Genomic DNA, 18,409 nt, shown 5'->3' on the forward strand with positions numbered 1-18,409 from the left:
GGAGTGAATCACCATGAGTATTAAATTTGATTATTCAAGCGCACTGTCGTTTATGAACCAGCATGAAGTCGATTACTTCAGCGAGTTTGTCGGAACGGCTCATCATATGCTGCATGAGAAAAAGGGACCGGGCTCGGACTTCCTGGGCTGGGTGAACCTGCCGCTGGAATATGACCGGGAAGAATTCGCCCGCATCAAAGAAGCGGCTAAGCGTATTCGCAGCAATTCGGATGCATTGATCGTAATCGGGATCGGCGGCTCCTACCTTGGAGCCAGATCCGCGATCGAATCGCTGTCGCACACCTTCCACAATCAGATGAGCGGAACAACACAGGTGTATTTTGCCGGACAAAATATCAGCTCTACGTATCTCTCGCATCTGCTTGAGCTGATCAAGGATAAAGACATCTCCCTGAATGTGATTTCGAAGTCCGGTACAACAACAGAGCCTGCCATCGCTTTCCGTATCCTGCGGGATTACATGGAGAAGAAATACGGCAAAGAAGAGGCCAGAAAGCGTATTTTTGCAACGACTGACGCCTCGAAGGGTGCGCTCAAGACATTGGCGGATGAAGAGGGATATGAAACGTTTGTCATTCCGGATGATGTAGGCGGACGGTACTCTGTACTTACGGCTGTGGGTCTGTTGCCAATTGCTGCAGCGGGACTGGATATTGACCAGATGATGGCGGGAGCTGCGGCAGCCGCTCAAAAATATAACAATCCGGATTTGGCGACGAACGAGAGCTATCAATATGCGGCTGTTCGTAATGCGCTTTATCGTAAAGGAAAAACTATCGAGCTGCTGGTGAACTTTGAGCCTTCCCTGCACTATGTGTCCGAATGGTGGAAGCAGCTCTTTGGTGAAAGTGAAGGGAAAGACCAGAAGGGATTGTACCCGGCCTCCGTTGATTTTACAACGGATCTGCACTCCATGGGTCAATTTGTGCAAGAAGGACGTCGTGATCTCATTGAGACTGTAGTAACGGTGAATAAGGCACGGATCGAGCTCGCGATTCCAGAGGATATCGATAATTTGGACGGATTGAATTTCCTGTCTGGCATGACCATGGATGATGTGAATAAAAAAGCAGCCGTAGGCACACGTCTTGCGCATGTGGATGGCGGCGTACCGAATCTCATCGTCGAGCTGGATGAATTGAATGAGTACACTTACGGAGAAATGGTGTATTTCTTCGAGAAGGCCTGCGGCATCAGCGGTCTGCTGCTTGGTGTGAACCCGTTCGATCAGCCGGGTGTAGAGGCATACAAAGTAAATATGTTTGCCCTGCTAGGCAAACCGGGATTTGAAGCGCAAAAAGAGGCGCTAAACAAACGTTTATCAGCCGATTCTGCAACAGAGCAGAAGTAACATAGGGGGAGAAGTGAACATGAAAAAACAACAGATTGGTGTAATTGGTTTGGCAGTAATGGGGAAAAACCTGGCTCTGAACATTGAAAGCAAAGGTTTCTCTGTAGCCTTGTTTAACCGTTCAGCAGACAAAACAAAAGAACTGCTTGCGGAAGCACCGGGCAAAGATTTTGTCGGTACTTATAGTGTTGAAGAATTCGTACAGGCTCTGGAAACACCTCGCAAAATTCTGATCATGGTCAAGGCTGGAGAAGCTACAGACAGCACGATTAATCAATTGCTGCCTTACCTGGATCAAGGAGATATTCTGATCGACGGCGGTAACGCTTATTTCCCTGATACCCAAAGAAGAAATAAAGAACTGCAAGCACAAGGCTTCCGCTTCATCGGCGCGGGTGTATCCGGCGGGGAAGAAGGCGCGCTGAAGGGCCCTGCGATTATGCCAGGGGGACAAAAAAGTGCGTATGAATTGGTAGAGCCGATTCTGACCGCAATCTCTGCTAAAGTGAACGGTGACCCTTGTTCCACTTACATTGGTGAGGATGGCGCAGGCCATTATGTGAAAATGGTGCACAACGGAATTGAATACGGCGATATGCAGCTGATTGGTGAAGCGTATCACCTCTTAAAAGATGTGCTGAACGTGAGCGCAGAGGAATTGCATTCAATCTTCTCAGAGTGGAACACAGGCGAACTGGATAGCTACCTTATCGAAATTACGGCTGATATCTTCTCCAAGAAGGACCCTGAGACTGGCCAACCGATGGTCGATGTCATTCTGGACTCTGCCGGACAAAAAGGAACTGGCAAATGGACCAGCCAAAGCTCCCTGGATCTGGGCGTGCCATTGTCCATTATTACGGAATCCGTATTTGCCCGCTTCATCTCTGCGATGAAGGAAGAGCGCGTAGCAGCAAGTCAGCAGCTGAGCGGCCCTTCAGCAGCAAGCTATGACGGCGATAAGGAGCAATTCATCGAAGCGGTCCGCAAAGCGCTGTATGCCAGCAAAATCGCTTCGTACGCGCAAGGTTTTGCGCAAATGCGTGCGGCTTCCGAGGAATACAACTGGGATCTGAACTATGGCAGCATTGCGATGATCTTCCGTGGAGGCTGTATCATCCGGGCGAGATTCTTGCAAAATATCAAGGATGCGTATGACCGCGACCCAGCATTGAAAAACCTGTTGCTCGACGAGTACTTTGCAGACATCGTACAAAACTATCAACAGGCTTGGAGAGAGGTTATCACGGTTGCAGTAAGCCGCGGTATTCCGGTGCCGGCCTTCACCTCTGCGCTGGCTTACTATGATAGCTACCGTACAGAGAGACTTCCAGCGAACCTGCTGCAAGCACAACGTGATTACTTTGGCGCACATACCTTTGAACGTGTGGATAAAGAAGGAAGCTTCCACTTCCAATGGATGGGCAACAATTAATTTTAGAACTTATAAAAAAACGAGAGCAGAGTTGATCTGCTCTCGTTTTTTTATGATTAGGTTTTTGATGATTACTTAGAGATCTCCGTAATCTTGACCATCTTGCTGGACATATCGCCCCACAGGTCCAGATCCAGTCCCCGGTTCATCAGCGCGCTGCCGCTTAGAGGTTGTTCAAAGCCGTCAACCTGATACAGAGCCTCACTCTTCAGACCGCGCAGATAAATGCGAGGGGAGTGATTTTGGAATTTTTGTGGATGCATCAGTGCGAAGAGCACGGATTCACGCTGGTCCGTTGTTACATACTGCACAGCAGTCGTGCTACCTTCTCTTGGCGAAAGCAGACGATACTGGTCACCCTTTTGCACGATATGTCGAATACCTTTATATACCTCAACCCATTTGCGGGACTCTTCCAGCTCTTCCTCAGACCAGTTCAGCAGGTTGCCGCCAATGCCAAGCGATCCCATCATCGAGGAATGGAACCGGTATGCGACAGAAGCTGGACGGTTCTTCATCCATTTTCCGGCGTCGGCTACCCAGCACATCATAGACTGCGCGTTGTAAGCAAGGGAGTAACCTTCTTGGATGAATAGACGCTCATAAGGATCGGTGTTGTCGCTGGTCCAGACCTCATCGGTCAACTGCATAATGCCCAGATCGATCCGTGCACCACCGCCGGAGCAAGCTTCAAAGGCAACATTTGGATGGTTGGCGCGCAGACGAGCGAAAATGTCATACAGCCCTTGTACGTGACGCACCCATACTTCCTTGTGCTGCTCTTGCGGCGCGTCGAGCCAGCCGACTTCGCTGAGCGAACGGTTCATATCCCATTTTACAAAAGCGATATTGTTCTCGCTCAGCAAATTGTCCATCATCTCGAAAATAAAAGCCTGCACTTCCGGGTTCGCTACATTGAGTACCAGCTGATTTCTGCTCTCGGTACGTGGACGATTAGGGAAATGATACACCCAATCCGGATGGGTTCTGTACAGGTTGCTGTCCGGATTGACCATCTCTGGCTCCACCCAGATACCGAATTTCATCCCCAGTGCCTCGACCTTATCGATAAGCGGCTTCAGGCCGTTCGGGAATTTCTCCGGATTGACGGTCCAGTCGCCGAGTCCTGCACGGTCATGATTGCGCTCGCCGAACCAGCCATCGTCAATAACAAACAGCTCCACGCCCATCGCAGCCGCTTTCTCCGCCAGCTTCGTTTGTCCTTCTTCGTTAACATCGAAGTAAGTTGCTTCCCATGAATTGTACAGTACAGGGCGCAATTCTTTTGAAAGTGGCTTAGGCAGTACATGCTCACGCTGATAGCGATGGAAGTTGCGGCTTGCTTGGCCGAAGCCTTCGCGTGTATAACCGCCGACAAAGGCAGGAGTTTGGAACTTCGTGCCGCCAGCCAAATGCCAGGAGAAATCGAAGTCATGCACACCGCCGCTAACTTGTAGCAGTTTGAATGGGCTATACTCTACTGTGATTTTCCAGTTGCCGCTCCATGCAAGCGCCCCGAACCATACATCACCGTGGTCTTCGGTCGCTGTTCCACGGTCAATGGCAAACCACGGGTTCGCCTGACAACTTGTATTCCCGCGTCTGCTCTCCAGTGTTTTCTTCCCAGGAGTGATCTCGTCCTGATAGATTTGGGTCTCTTCGATCCATTTGCCCGCCAGATGGGTCAGGCGGTAACGGTCGCCTCTTGGTGCATGCCATGTTGCGGAGAGGGATTGATCCAGTGTAATGGCCTCTTCACCAGTATTCTCAATTACGGCAAAACGCTCGATAATATCATGCTGCGGATAGAGACGGTAGTGCAGATGCACCAGCAGCGGATAGACAGTATCCTTCAGCACGATGATTAGTTCTTCATGCTCATTACCCTCTATGATCTCATGTTCTTTGTAAACCAGCTTCGTATCACGAACTTGATCAGGGAAGGTGGCTTTCAAGCAAGGTTCATAATAGTACATGCCACCCCAAGCCGGGAATTCCTGTTGTAGGATCCCTTCGGATGGCTCGAAAGAAGAATGACGAACGATTGATTTATCAGAAGCCGGCAGGTCTGTAAGATAAGGGAGTTTAGGACCGTAGTAAAGGTGCTGCAAAGTGCCGTTCTCATGCACGCCCAAACCGTACGATAAGTTGGTTCCTTGAAGGAGCCAGCGAGATGTTTCTTTGTCATATAGCAATGCCATTGAAAATCGCCTCTTCTCTTTAGTGAATATTTACTTAATAAATATATATTAATTCACTAAAAAAAGAAAATGATTTTTATCATTTTGGATATAACCAATGAATATTTATATAGAAAACGCTTTTAAGTATATAAATGTAAATAGTTGTTGCTAAGCTTAAAATCATCTGCTATGATTTAATCACTGAAATATTGAAAAATATTCACTGAATAAATGGTCCATCACCCCAGCGTTTTTCACTGTTGCAGCTAAATGATAGATGGCGATGTTCTTTTCGCTGTAGTGGAAATAAAATTGTTAACTTCCATGAAATCATTTAGAATTAAGAATTAATCTATATAGACAGGGTGAAATCATGGCAACCATTCGTGATATTGCAAAACTGGCAGGGGTGTCGAGTGTGACCGTCTCCAGAGTACTTAATAAGGATAATTCATTATCGGTATCTGACGAAACCAGACAACGGATACTTGCTATCGCCGAGGAACTGAACTACCAGACACCTCGCAATCGCAGAGCAGCAAGCGGCAAGGAAGGCGTAGATAATAACGAGCTATCGAATATCAAGATTGGCACCGTGATGTTTTTGACCGAAAATCAGGAGGAAGATGATCTCTACTTTCATGCGATTAGACAGGGAATCGAGAAAGAGTGTGTGGCATCCGGCATTAGATCAGCTGATATCTTCAGATTAGAACTGTTTGAGAGTCCGAAGATGGATTTTGGTGATGTTGACGGTGTGATTTTCATCGACAGGTCGTACGATTTCGATATTCAGAATGTAAGCACATTAAAGCATGTAGTTTTTGTCGATTCTGCTCCCGATGTGGAAAGCTATGACTCCGTGGTGATTGATTTCGAGCGGGTGGTTAAGCTTGCACTGGACCATTTTTTTGATCTTGGACATACAAACATCGGCTATATCGGAGGTAATCGTACATACGGTAAGGATCAGCGGCAGTTCTACTTTGAGCGTTATATGAAAGACAAGGAACTGCTTAATCCAGAGCATGTTTATATGGGTGGTTGGTGGATTCCGGAAGGGAATCGATTAATGAAAGAAGCCATTGCGAAAGGTAATTTGCCAACAGCGTTTTTCGCTGCTAATGATTCATTGGCCATTGGAGCAATTCATGCCGTCAAGGAAGCAGGGCTGCGCGTGCCTGAAGATGTGGCAATTGTCGGGTTTAACGATATTGATATTGCGGAGTATATGAGTCCTCCTCTTACAACAATCCGAAGTCAGCCAGAGATGATGGGGCGAATGGCAGTAAAACTGCTGATTGATCAGATTAAGGGTAGAGAAACTCCAGTACAGGTGATTGTGCCTGCCAAACTAATTGTACGTAACAGCTGCGGGTCATAGGCCCGCAAGCATATTAAAGGAGGTGAGTACGATGTAGTGCTACTGCTTGGTGGAGATGAGATACCTGCATACGAAACGGGGCAGTTGCGCTTGAGGTTTGTGTTTTTATTGAAGAAAATTAATAACTATTATTCAAGCGTGGTCAGAGTATGGAAAATTGACGAGGGGTGTTTAACAAATGCGTAAATTGAAACCGCTTTCATTACTTTCTTTGGTTTTTGTTTTGCTTTTCTCGTTGACTGCTTGTAGTGGCGGTAGTCAAAATTCGTCTTCTGCTTCCCAGAATGCAGGCAATACAGCTAAAGCAGATGCTACTAACGAACCGGTAAAAGAAGAAGAAGTTAAACAAGAAGAAGTCAAACCGGAAGAGACTTACGACCTTGGCGGAAGAGAAATTAAAATTGGCGCTTGGTGGGATGGAACACCAAAAGCTGATACGCCAGAAGGTGAGAAGGCCATTCAGAAGCAAGCGGAAATTGAGAAGAAGTACAACATCAAGATCAAATATGTCGCTGTAGACTATTTTGAGCTTGCTGAGAAATTTACTTCCACAGTTATGGCTGGCGATCCTTTCGCTGACATTATGCTGGCACCTGCCGCTTATATACGGAGCTTCGTGAAAGGTGGATATTTGACAGCGCTTGATGACGTGATGAATGTCAAAGAAGAAACTAAGCTTTCTGACAGCATCATTGAAGCAGGTAGCTATGGAACTGGCAAAACCTATGGTTTTGTAACAGGTCCACCACTCTTCGATAACACTGGAGTGCTGTACAACAAGCGTCTTTTCGATGAAGCGGGTCTACCTACACCTGAAGAGTACATCGAAAAAGGGGAATGGACTTGGGATACCTTCTTAGATGTTGCGAAGAAATTAACGAAGAGCAAGGGCGGCAGCGGGAAAATTGATCAGTGGGGCTTCACTGGATCTCCGTTCTCTATATCTACAGCCTCGATTTATTCTAACGGTGGCGTAATTTTTGATGAAGATACACAAAAGATCGCGATAGATTCACCTGAAGCTATGGAAGGTCTTGAGTTTGCGAATAAGCTCTACAACGAGTACAAAGTGGTTAAAAAAGATGAGGGTAACGACTGGGAAGATCCTGCGAGATACTTCAGAGAAGGTCAAGTTGCAATGTATCCAGTGCAATTGTTCGAAGTAGCTCCGCGCTTCCAAAATCAGATGGAAGACCCATATGTTTTCGTACCTTTCCCAAGCGGACCTAAATCTGGTGGCAAGTTCATCATGGGTATGCCGCAATTGCACGTGAACGTCATTCCACGCGGGGTGAAAGATGCGAATGTTGTCTACAAGATTTGGGAAGATCTGCAAAGCTTTGATACCATTGATGAAGATAACCAAACGATTGCCGAGTCCTGGTTTGATGATGAAATTTCCGTTAACAACGCAATGAACACATTTAAGATTATGAAATTTGCGCGTTATGCAGGCCTGGGTGTCGAAGATAACCTGAACCAGTTATATCGCGATATCATAGCTGGAAAAACAACTCCGTCAGCTGGGGTAGCGAAAATTTTCCCTGCTCTGGAATCAGCTGCAGATAAAGTTCTTAAAGGCGAATAGTCTATTGAAGAGAGGGGAGTAGACAACCAGGTGAAGAATGCCTAGGGGGGCTGCTCCCCAAGTTACACAAACTAGGACCATAAATTATCAGGCAGGGTAGGGGATTGCGTTGAATATGCCTAAGGTGTTGCGCGTCGCTGTTGCATTTGCCATCCTGTGTACGACTGTGATTCCCATGAAGGGAGGGACAGATCACGGGCAACAGATTCATGCTGCAGGAGATAGCAAGACAGGACAATTGGAAGTTGTGGAAGCGCTTCAAACGGATAGCTATGATAGTTATTTGCAGCGTCATCAGAATGCGGGTAGACCGGTACAAGATATCGTAATCCATGGCGGTGATTACGTGAAGTTTGATGGCCCCTCACCGAAAAAGGTCAATTCGGTAGGAGATCAGGAAGGGTCGTTCGTAGAGAGTTATGATACAGGTTCAATATCATGGGAGGTTAGCGTCCCTGAAGACGGGCTGTACAACATGACTCTTCGTTATTACACGCTCGAAGGTAGATCATCTTCGATCGAGAGAGAACTTCTGATCGACGGGGAGCTCCCGTTCGCTGGTGCAAGAAGTTTTATTTTCCCAAGGCTTTGGATGAACGAGAAGCCGGAGATCGAGCAGGATAATCAAGGGAATGATATCCGTCCTCGCCAGATTGAGGCACATGGATGGCAGGAGATACCTTTCCGGGATGCAGAGGGCTTTTATGAGAAGCCGTATGCTTTTTATCTGTCGGCTGGTAACCATACAGTTACGCTGAACTCTATTAAGGAGCCGATGGTGATCGGCGAGATCAAGATCGGTCAGATCGATACGCTGCCTAATTATGAAGAGATGAAGGCGCGTTATCAGAAGCTGGGACTACAAGAGGCCAAGGGACAACAAGTGAAGGTACAGGGTGAGGATGCGAGGCTCAAATCTGCCCCCACATTGTACCCTATCACAGATCGTTCCAGTCCAAGCACAGAACCAAAGTCCCTTTCGAAGATTCGCATGAATACCATAGGCGGCAATAACTGGCGTATGCCGGGCGATTCCATTACTTGGGTGATTGAAGTGCCGGAGGATGGACTTTACAAGCTTGGCATCAAGAGTAGACAGGAGTTTTTGCGCGGGGTGTACTCTACTAGAACCCTGTATATCGACGGTGAAATTCCTTTTAATGAAGTGCAGGAGATTCCTTTCAACTACTCAAGTGACTGGAAGATGACTACGCTCGGCAGCGAGCAGGAGCCGTATCTGTTCTATTTGACTAAAGGAAGTCATGAGTTGAAGCTTGCGGTCAGCCTTGGTTCAGTTGCACCACTGATTCGTCAAGTGCAGAGTAGTATTCTAGAGCTTAACTCCATTTATCGGAAAATATTGATGATTACGGGTAGTGTGCCGGATCCGTTCCGGGATTATAATCTGGAGCAAAAAATTCCCGAGATGACTGCTGTCTTTGAGAAACACAGTAAGATTCTAACAGGTGTAGCCGATCAATTGAACGAGATCACAGGTGAGAAAAGTGATCAGGTGGCAATTTTGACGAAAATGGCCTATCAGCTTGAGGACTTGGCTAAGCATCCAGAGACACTGCAGAATCGTCTGGAATCTTTCAAAATCAATGTTGGTGGTCTCGGTACCTGGGTTCTGCAGGTTAGAGAGCAACCACTCGAAATTGACTATATCGTTCTCGCTTCCCCTGAGCAGAAGATGCCTAAGGCGGCTGCATCCTTTGCTAGCAAAGCCAAGCATGAGGTAACGAACTTATTTAGCTCGTTCTTTACAGACTATAACAGCATGGGGAATACAAGTGAGAATGAACGAGCAGTAACGGTTTGGGTAGGAACCGGACGTGACCAGGCACAGGTAATTAAAGCGATGACTGACGATACATTTACAGAGCAAACAGGAATTAGCGTGAATTTGCGACTAGTCAATCCTTCTGTCCTTATGCCTGCTACCCTATCAGGACAAGGACCTGATGTAGCGATGCAAATTTCTAATGATATTCCCGTCAACTATGGGATGCGGAATGCCATTGTGGATCTGACTCAGTTCAAGGATTACGAAGAGGTTGCCAAGCGATTCCGGGAGAGTGCGATTACCCCGTATAAATTCCATGATGCTGTTTTCGGTTTGCCAGAGCAGCAGATCTTCCCAATGCTGTTCTATCGCAAGGATATTCTGGGCGAGCTTAACTTGAAAGCTCCACAGACCTGGGAAGATATGTATGAGATCATTCCGGTGCTCAAAAAGCATCATATGGATTTGGCGCTGCCCCTTGCTCAGACCGTTGGGGTATCCACACTTGAACCGAGTAAAGCCTTTGCGATGCTGTTGTATCAGCAAGGCGGCGAGTTCTATAACAACGATGGCACTAGAAGTGCCCTGGATTCTGAACCGTCTATGCAGGCTTTCCGCCAATGGACTGACTTCTTCGTGAACTATAAGTTCCCACTTCAGTTCGATCTAACGACTCGTTTCCGGACAGGTGAGATTCCAGTCGCGATTTCGGACTACACATTCTACAATACGCTGGCGGTATCCGCTCCAGAGATTAGAGGACTGTGGGACTTTACGGTTGTTCCTGGACTTGAACAGAAAGATGGCAGCATCAAGCGGGATGTATCGAGCGGTGGTTCGGCTGTCATCATGATGGAGCAAACGAAGGACAAAGAAGCAGCTTGGGAATTCATGAAATGGTGGACCAGTAAGGAAACACAGGTGCGCTTTGGTCGAGAGATGGAAGGACTCATGGGTGCAGCAGCTCGTTATCCAACTGCGAATGTGGAAGCTATGGAAGAATTGCCATGGCCAAGTAAGGATCTTCAGAACCTGAAAGAGCAGTGGGATTGGGTGAAGGGTGTTCCTGAGGTACCTGGTGGATACTACACGGGTCGTAACCTTGATAATGCTTTTAGAGAAGTCATTAACAATAAAACGAACACGAGAGACGCTCTCTATGATTACGTGGAAGAGATCAATCGTGAGATCGAATTTAAGCAAACAGAAATCAATCTGAAGTAGAGACCGAGGTGATCTAAGTTGCAGCAAACCAATGCATTACCGGCATCCGCGGGTGAGCCTTCGCCTCAGAAAGGCGTGAGCACCAAGCATAGTAAACTCCGGTTTAATCTGAAGCGAATGAAAAATGACAAGCATCTCTACGTGTTGATTGCTCCATATATGGTGCTGTTCTTCATTTTCACTGTGCTTCCGGTTGTCATGTCCATGCTTATCAGCCTTACATACTTCAATATGCTGGAGTTTCCACGCTGGGCAGGCTGGAGCAATTATACAAGGTTGCTACTAGATGATGATATTTTTCTGATCGCTCTAAAAAATACGTTGATCTTCGCAGTGATTACGGGTCCGATCAGTTATATTGCCTGTTTCGTATTTGCCTGGTTAATCAATGAGCTCAGGCCAAAGGTACGGGCCTTTATGACCCTTGTCTTCTATGCGCCTTCGATTTCCGGGAATATCTATTTTGTGTGGCAGATCATGTTTTCTGGAGATTCCTACGGTATTGTGAACGGTTTCCTGATGAGGACTGGTTTTATTAATGAACCGATCCTATGGTTCCAGAATCCGAAGTATACGCTCATGATCATTATTATTGTTCAGCTATGGCTGAGTCTCGGCACGAGCTTTCTGGCGTTCATTGCCGGTCTACAGACTGTGGATAAGACTTTGTTCGAGGCGGGTGCGATGGACGGAATTCGCAACCGGTGGCAGGAGCTATGGTATATTACGCTGCCTTCTATGCGACCACAGCTTATGTTCGGGGCGGTTATTCAAATTACGGCATCCTTTGCAGTGGCAGACGTAGCGATGAACTTGGCGGGATTCCCAAGTGTGCAGTATTCTGCCCATACCATTGTTACCCATTTGATTGACTACGGTACGATTCGATTTGAGATGGGTTATGCCTCAGCCATTGCAACCGTATTGTTCGGTATTATGCTGTGCTCCAACCTGTTGATTCAGAAGATGCTTAGAAGGGTAGGTGAATAGGCCAGTGAGACTAGCGCTTAAATTCAGATTGAGCGGGGAGAAGAGAATTAACCGCTCGTGGCAGGTGGACGTTCTATTATTCCTTCTTCTAGGCCTGTTCGGCGCCTTTATGGCCATTCCACTGATCTATGCGATCAATAATGCGTTCAAGCCGCTCGATGAGCTGTTTCTGTTTCCACCGAAAATTTTTGTCCGGAACCCGACCTTTAATAACTTTCCTGATTTGTTCCATTTGATGGCTAAATCATGGGTTCCTTTTTCACGATACATTTTCAATACGGTGTTCATCACTCTAGTCGGCACGGTCGGACACGTTCTGCTCGCTTCGGCAGCAGCCTACCCGCTGGCCAAGTACAATTTTATTGGTTCTAAGACCCTGTTCTCGATTGTCGTACTGTCGCTGATGTTCTCCTCGCAGGTGACGGCGATCCCGAACTATATGACGATGTCCTGGCTGGGCTGGATTGACACGTACTGGGCGATCATTGTGCCAGCATTTGCCTTCCCGCTCGGGCTCTATCTGATGAAGCAGTTCATTGAGCAGATTCCGATGGCCTTGATTGAATCCGCCAAAATTGACGGTGCGAGCGAGTACCGCGTGTTCTGGACGATTGTTATGCCGCTGGTTAAGCCAGCATGGTTCACGCTTATTATCTTGTTGTTCCAGATGTTATGGGCCACCGACGGCGGCAGCTTTATCTATAGCGAAGAGCTTAAGACCATGCACTATGCAATGGGACAAATTATTCAAGGTGGTATTGCCCGGGCAGGTATAGCAGCAGCGGTAGCTCTGCTATTGATGAGCGTTCCGATGGCGTTGTTCGTCATCACTCAGAGCCAGATCATTCAGACGATGGCATCTTCCGGAATGAAGGAATAGCACGGGAGGAACGAAAATGAAGCTTATTAAGTCAATTAGCAAAGTAGTGCTTGTCTTAACAACAGTAAGCTTATTAGCATCACCGCTTCAAGCGGGAGCTGCTCCCTATGAGGGGTACACCTACTCCTACTGGGGTGATAGTGTGAATACCCCTAATGCTTACATTCCGTCAGGCACGATTGATGGTAGCGAGCAAGGTATTGGCAAGCTTTTAGAACCGAGCGATATGTATGTTGCTGAGGATGGCTTGCTTTATGTACTGGATGCAGGGAATGGACGAATTGTCGTCTTTGATACAGATTGGCGGGTTGTTCGAGAGATTCGCGGCTTTGTGCGAGATGGGAAGAATGAGAAGTTCAATAGTCCGCAAGGAATCTATGTTACGAAGCACAACCATATCTATATTGCAGATACTGAAAACCGCAGAGTGGTGGAGCTAACAGGAGAAGGAGACTTTGTGCGCGACATTGGAGCTCCGAAGTCTGATGTCATCCGCTCTGGCTTCGAATATTACCCGATCAAGGTTACTGTAGATCATGCGGGCCGGATCTATGTTGTCGGCAGAGGGGTCTTCGATGGAATTATCGAGCTTGATGCGGACGGCAACTTCACTGGTTTTATGGGGACGAACCGAGTCAAGTTTGATGCATGGGACTACTTCTGGAAGAAAATGTCGACCAAAGAGCAGCGCAGTAAGCTGGAACAATTTGTTCCGCTAGAGTTCAACAATGTGGATCTCGACAGCGAAGGCTTTTTGTATACGACGACATCTGAGCCGACCTCTACCGATCCGATTAAGCGGCTGAATCCAGTTGGAGAAGATGTCTTGCGGCGTCAAGGCTACTGGTTCCCAAGAGGAGATATATATTCCATGGGAACGAGTGAAAGTTCACTCTTGATCGATGTCAAAGTCGGTGAGAATGGGGTATATAGTGCGCTTGATTCCCGAAAGGGGCGTGTATTTACCTATGACCAAGACGGAAATCTATTGTACATTTTCGGTCGTATGGGTGAGCAGGAAGGCACGTTCCGAACCCCTGTTGCTTTAGAGCGAAGAGGGGATGATTTCCTGGTGCTGGATAAGGCGATGAATCGAATCAGCGTATTCAAGCCTACCCGTTATGGTGCATTAATTAATGAAGCGAATCATCTGCTGTTCTCTGGCAAGTACGATGAGGCGGAACAGAAGTGGAAGGATCTGCTTAAGCTAGACTCCAATAATGAAATCGCTTATGTCGGTATTGGCAAGGTGATGCTCCGCCAAGGAGAGAACAAGCAGGCACTGGAATATTTGAAGCTTGGTTATGACAGGGAGTACTACTCTAAGGCATTCGGCAAATATCGCAAAGAGGTGGTACGTGAATATTTTGGGACAGGGATGACCATCGTGATCGTCCTGGGTGTAGCTCTGGGGGGCTTCAGCCTCTTAAGAAGAAGGGCGAGAGGGAAGGTGAAGACAAATGTTACGTGAGATGACCAAAACCCCGTTTTATGTACTGCTTCATCCTTTTGAAGGATTCTGGGATTTAAAGTATGAGAATAAGGGCAAACTGCGCGTTGCCCTGACCATGCTACTACTACTGACGGTGGCGACCATTCTGCTACGGCAGTACGCTGGTTTTGTTGTTAACTTTAATTATCCCTATGATCTCAATAGTATTAATGAACTGCAATATATTGTGTTGCCATTCTTTCTATGGTGCGTAGCTAACTGGTCTTTGACGACGCTCATGGATGGTGAAGGGAAATTCAGGGAAATTGTGATGGCTACTGGTTACGCGCTGCTTCCGCTGATCTTGATGAGATTCGGGAATGTGCTGATCAGTAACATCATTACTACGCGCGAATCCGCCTTCTATTACATGATAGATTCACTTTCTGTACTATGGTTTGTCTGGCTGCTGTTTATCGGCACGATGACGGTACATCAATATACAGTTCTGAAGACCATTGTCACGATGGTGCTAACCTTGGTGGTTATGGGGATTATCATGTTCCTGGGGCTGTTATTCTTCAGCTTGCTTCAGGAAATGATCGGTTTCGTGGTATCCATCTATAATGAGATTTCATACCGCATCTAGGAAGGAGGCTGGCAGACGTGAAAAACAAATGGAGAGCGGCGATTGCTGCGGCAGTTGTAATCAGTTTAGTAACTGCTGGAAGCGGGCCAATCGGGCATGCTGAAAATGTTGCTGCTGCGCCCAATTCCTTGGATGCGCCGGTAACTCAAAGTGACTCGTCTGAAGAGGTGGTTCATTCTTCCGGCGCAGCAGCTTCGGCTCTAGAGTCCATGACGCTGGCTGCCGAGAACGAAGCATTGGCACTTTACTATAGTCCCAAGACGACAGAGATTGCTGTCAGTAATAAGAAGGATGGTACAATTTGGTTCTCGAACCCGCAGGATCGGGATAAGGACGGTAAAGCGTCTGGGATGAATAAATCAATGTTATCCAGCCAATTGCTGCTGAATTTTTCGGATAAAACAGGCAAGCCGCAGCAATATAACAATTTCAATCAGAGTGTGGAGTACGAGCAATTTGAAATTGAGAAGCTGGGTGACGGCCTTAAAATCGTCTATACCATCGGCGAAAAGCTGCGCGGTGTAGAGCAGATTCCAAAGTTTATTAGTGAAGAACGTTTCCAAACACTGATCCTGGATAAGATCAAGGATGAGAAGAAGAAAAAAGATGTCCTTAGCAGATTCAACTTGGATGAGAATAGTAAGCTCTATGAGCGGCGTGATACTGCCTTAAAAGGGATGGCGCTGACCAAGACACTGCGTACGCTAGAGGAAATCGGATATGGCGAAGAAGAGATGGAGATTGACCGTAAGAACAGTGATGCGGTCAGCCAGGCTTCATTCGTGATTCCTGTGACTTATCGTCTTGCTGATGATCAGCTCGTAGTGAATGTATCCGCTGAGAATATTGAGAACAAAGGTTTCTTTCTACACTCCATTTCCGTTCTACCTTACTTTGGTGCTGCGGGTACCAAGGATCAGGGCTACATGTTCGTACCTGACGGCTCTGGTTCGCTCATTCATCTCAATAACAATAAGTTGACTGCCTATGGTTATAATGTGCCACTGTACGGAGCCGATTCCGTTAGCTTGCCGAAAAAGCAGGTGCCAGGCGGATTAACAGCTCGTTTGCCGGTGTTTGGTATGAAAAAGAATGATGCAGGTTTTGTAGCCATCGTAGAAAATGGGGACGGAATCGGACGCATTGAAGCCGATATAAGCGGACGGGCTAACTCCTACAATTATGTGTTCAGTAGTTATGAGATCACTGGTTCTGATCCGCTTGCGCTGACAGGATTCTGGATGCAGCAGTCGGTTCCCAAATTCCAGGAAAGACCTTATAACGGCGATATTACCGTTCGCTACGGTTTCTTGCAAAAAGAGGATGCAAGCTACAGTGGGATGGCTTCCTACTACCGTTCGTACTTAATCAAGAAGCATGGGCTTACGAAGCTGCAAGAGCAGGAGCAAATTCCGTTCAATGTGGAATTGATTGGTGGAATTCCAACACGGAAATTCTTCCTGGGTATTCCTTATACCTCTTATCAGCCACTGACCACGTTCAGTCAGGCGCAGGACATTCTTAATCAGCTTCAGAACGATGGTATCCACAATATTAAAGTCCGCTATACGGGATGGTTCAATGGCGGGCTAAATCATAAAATTCCATCCTCTGTATCCGTGGATAGCAAGCTGGGCGGGAAAAAAGGACTTGCGGAGCTACAGGATTTTGCCAATAGTAACGGAATCACGCTGTATCCCGATGTATCATTCATGAGAGTGCTTCAGGATAAAGGGGATTTCAAGCCTAAAAGAGATGCGTCACGTACAATGAATGGCGTAGTAGCAACGGTCCATCCTTACGATATAGCTAGTTATTTCAAGCTTACGTATTTGGAGCCGACCTATCCGCTCTCTCCTGCAAGGCTGCCTGTAGTTGTCGATAAATTTATAACTCAGTACAACAAGCTCGGGCAAAAGGGATTGTCTCTACATGATATGGGAGATGAACTGAATTCCGACTTTAATACGAAGAATGTCCTTACCAGGGAAGAGAGTAAGAAGGCAGTAGAAGAGCAGCTTGCGAAGCTGCACACTTATCCGAACATGATGGTCTCTGGTGGTAACGCATACACTCTTCCTTTTGTAGATAGTGTCGTTAATGCACCGCTGGAGAACAGCGGGTATAACCTTACCGATCAGAGCGTGCCTTTCTATGAGATGGCCCTACATGGGTACATTGATTATGCAGGGAAAGCGCTCAATCTCTCGGATGAGCAGGATACTCGTTATCATGTCCTAAAATCACTGGAGACTGGCGCTGGGCTGTACTTTACTTGGTTCTACGAGAAACCATCTCTGGTGAAGGAAACAGGGTTCGACTATCTGTATTCTGCGAGCTATCAAAATTGGATGGATGAGGCGGGACGTGCATATGCCGAAGTGAACAACGCGCTTAGCAAAGTACGGACCCAGAGCATACAGGATCATCAAATGCTAGAAACAGGTGTCTATCAAACCACCTATGAGGATGGGACAACAATAGTAGTCAACTATAATGATTATGCGGTCAACGTAGGGGGCGCTGCTGTTGAAGCAATGGGATACCTGATTGGAGGCGAGCACAATTGAAGCTACCCAGAGTCGGGCTAACGCTGCATCAGCGGCAAAAGTATAAAGGCGTATGGTTTATTCTCCCCTGGTTCGCCGGATTCCTGTTATTGTTCCTTGTGCCGCTTATTAATTCGCTGCGCTATAGCTTCAGTACACTGAAGGTGAACGATAATGGATTTTCTATGCAATCTGTAGGTTGGGCTAATTTTAAGAATGCTTTGTTTCAAGATGAGCATTATGTACGAACGTTGACTGAATCCATGATGAACATGGCCATCAACGTACCGCTCATTGTTATTTTCAGTTTGTTTGCAGCGGTACTGCTGAATCAGAAGTTCAAAGGAAGAGGTTTAGTTCGCGCCATATTCTTCTTGCCGGTTATTCTAGCCTCTGGTGTTATCGCTGCAGTTGAAAGCGGCGACTACACCCAAGGAATCATCAAAAGTGCGACTCAGACGTCAAGCGGCGAGTTTGCTCTGTTTCGTAATCTAGAGCTCGCTAAGCTGCTGCTGAACTCGGGTGTCAACTATCATATCGTTCAATATCTGGTCGAGGCGGTTAACCGGATCTATCAGATCATTACCGCCTCTGGCGTGCAGATTCTAATTTTCGTAGCAGGCTTGCAATCCATTTCTGGATCGCTTTATGAAGCCTCCAAAATCGAAGGTGCAACAGGATACGAGTCATTCTGGAAAATTACGTTTCCGATGATCAGCCCGTTGATTTTGACGAATGTGGTCTATTCTATCATTGATAACTTGCTTACAAGCCCAACAACCCAGCAAATTCGGGATACGGCCTTCAAGTCCTACCAGTTTGGACTTAGTGCAGCAATGGCGTGGATCTATTTCGTCGTGATCTCGCTCTTCTTATGGCTAGTTACGATGCTCATTTCCAGAAAAGTATTCTACTACGACTAAGTTAGGAGGGAGCC

Annotated in this window: 12 protein-coding genes; 11 read left to right on the forward strand and 1 reads right to left on the reverse strand. The window is 46.9% G+C overall.

Features of this window, described 5'->3' with window-relative positions; genetic code table 11:
- Positions 1 to 13: 13 nt before the first annotated feature.
- Together AC3Y23_RS00550 and gndA are read left to right on the forward strand one after the other, a co-directional pair.
- On the forward strand, positions 14 to 1,372 hold the full coding sequence (locus AC3Y23_RS00550) for a glucose-6-phosphate isomerase (protein WP_379194531.1): 1,359 nt from the start codon (positions 14 to 16) through the stop codon (positions 1,370 to 1,372).
- A gap of 19 nt (positions 1,373 to 1,391) precedes the next feature.
- Positions 1,392 to 2,807 carry an NADP-dependent phosphogluconate dehydrogenase gene (gene gndA, locus AC3Y23_RS00555; protein WP_379194533.1) on the forward strand — a complete coding sequence of 472 codons (1,416 nt, stop codon included), beginning with the start codon at positions 1,392 to 1,394 and terminating at the stop codon, positions 2,805 to 2,807.
- A gap of 71 nt (positions 2,808 to 2,878) precedes the next feature.
- On the opposite strand, the gene AC3Y23_RS00560 is transcribed toward gndA, so the two are convergent.
- Entirely contained in the window at positions 2,879 to 5,008 is a 2,130-nt protein-coding gene (locus tag AC3Y23_RS00560) for an alpha-galactosidase (RefSeq protein ID WP_379194535.1), read from the reverse strand.
- A gap of 355 nt (positions 5,009 to 5,363) precedes the next feature.
- Here AC3Y23_RS00560 and AC3Y23_RS00565 point away from each other — a divergent pair, with 355 nt between their 5' ends.
- The 9 genes from AC3Y23_RS00565 (at position 5,364) to AC3Y23_RS00605 (ending at position 18,395) form a co-directional block, all read left to right on the forward strand.
- On the forward strand, positions 5,364 to 6,374 hold the full coding sequence (locus tag AC3Y23_RS00565) for a LacI family DNA-binding transcriptional regulator (protein WP_379194537.1): 1,011 nt from the start codon (positions 5,364 to 5,366) through the stop codon (positions 6,372 to 6,374).
- Between the two features lie 178 nt (positions 6,375 to 6,552).
- Positions 6,553 to 7,962, forward strand: a complete 1,410-nt coding sequence (locus AC3Y23_RS00570) for an extracellular solute-binding protein (RefSeq protein WP_379194540.1) — start codon at positions 6,553 to 6,555, stop codon at positions 7,960 to 7,962.
- 115 nt (positions 7,963 to 8,077) lie between these two features.
- Positions 8,078 to 10,972: an extracellular solute-binding protein gene (locus AC3Y23_RS00575; protein WP_379194542.1), complete on the forward strand. Its 2,895-nt coding sequence runs from the start codon at positions 8,078 to 8,080 to the stop codon at positions 10,970 to 10,972.
- Positions 10,973 to 11,089: 117 nt separating this feature from the next.
- Positions 11,090 to 11,962 (forward strand): carbohydrate ABC transporter permease, encoded by an 873-nt coding sequence (locus tag AC3Y23_RS00580; protein WP_379195719.1) that lies wholly within the window; start codon positions 11,090 to 11,092, stop codon positions 11,960 to 11,962.
- A gap of 4 nt (positions 11,963 to 11,966) precedes the next feature.
- A complete protein-coding gene (locus tag AC3Y23_RS00585; protein WP_379194544.1) occupies positions 11,967 to 12,842 on the forward strand; it encodes a carbohydrate ABC transporter permease in 876 nt (291 codons plus the stop codon).
- A 16-nt stretch (positions 12,843 to 12,858) separates the two neighbouring features.
- Complete coding sequence (locus tag AC3Y23_RS00590; protein WP_379194546.1) at positions 12,859 to 14,313, forward strand: gluconolactonase; 1,455 nt, start codon at positions 12,859 to 12,861, stop codon at positions 14,311 to 14,313.
- A gap of 1 nt (position 14,314) precedes the next feature.
- A complete protein-coding gene (locus AC3Y23_RS00595) occupies positions 14,315 to 14,923 on the forward strand; it encodes a Yip1 family protein (RefSeq protein WP_379194548.1) in 609 nt (202 codons plus the stop codon).
- A 17-nt stretch (positions 14,924 to 14,940) separates the two neighbouring features.
- Complete coding sequence (locus AC3Y23_RS00600; protein ID WP_379194550.1) at positions 14,941 to 17,493, forward strand: DUF5696 domain-containing protein; 2,553 nt, start codon at positions 14,941 to 14,943, stop codon at positions 17,491 to 17,493.
- Entirely contained in the window at positions 17,490 to 18,395 is a 906-nt protein-coding gene (locus AC3Y23_RS00605; RefSeq protein ID WP_379194552.1) for a carbohydrate ABC transporter permease, read from the forward strand. The genes AC3Y23_RS00600 and AC3Y23_RS00605 overlap by 4 nt, the downstream gene beginning before the upstream one ends.
- The last annotated feature ends 14 nt before the right edge of the window (positions 18,396 to 18,409 follow it).

Source organism: Paenibacillus sp. MAHUQ-45, from assembly GCF_058133325.1.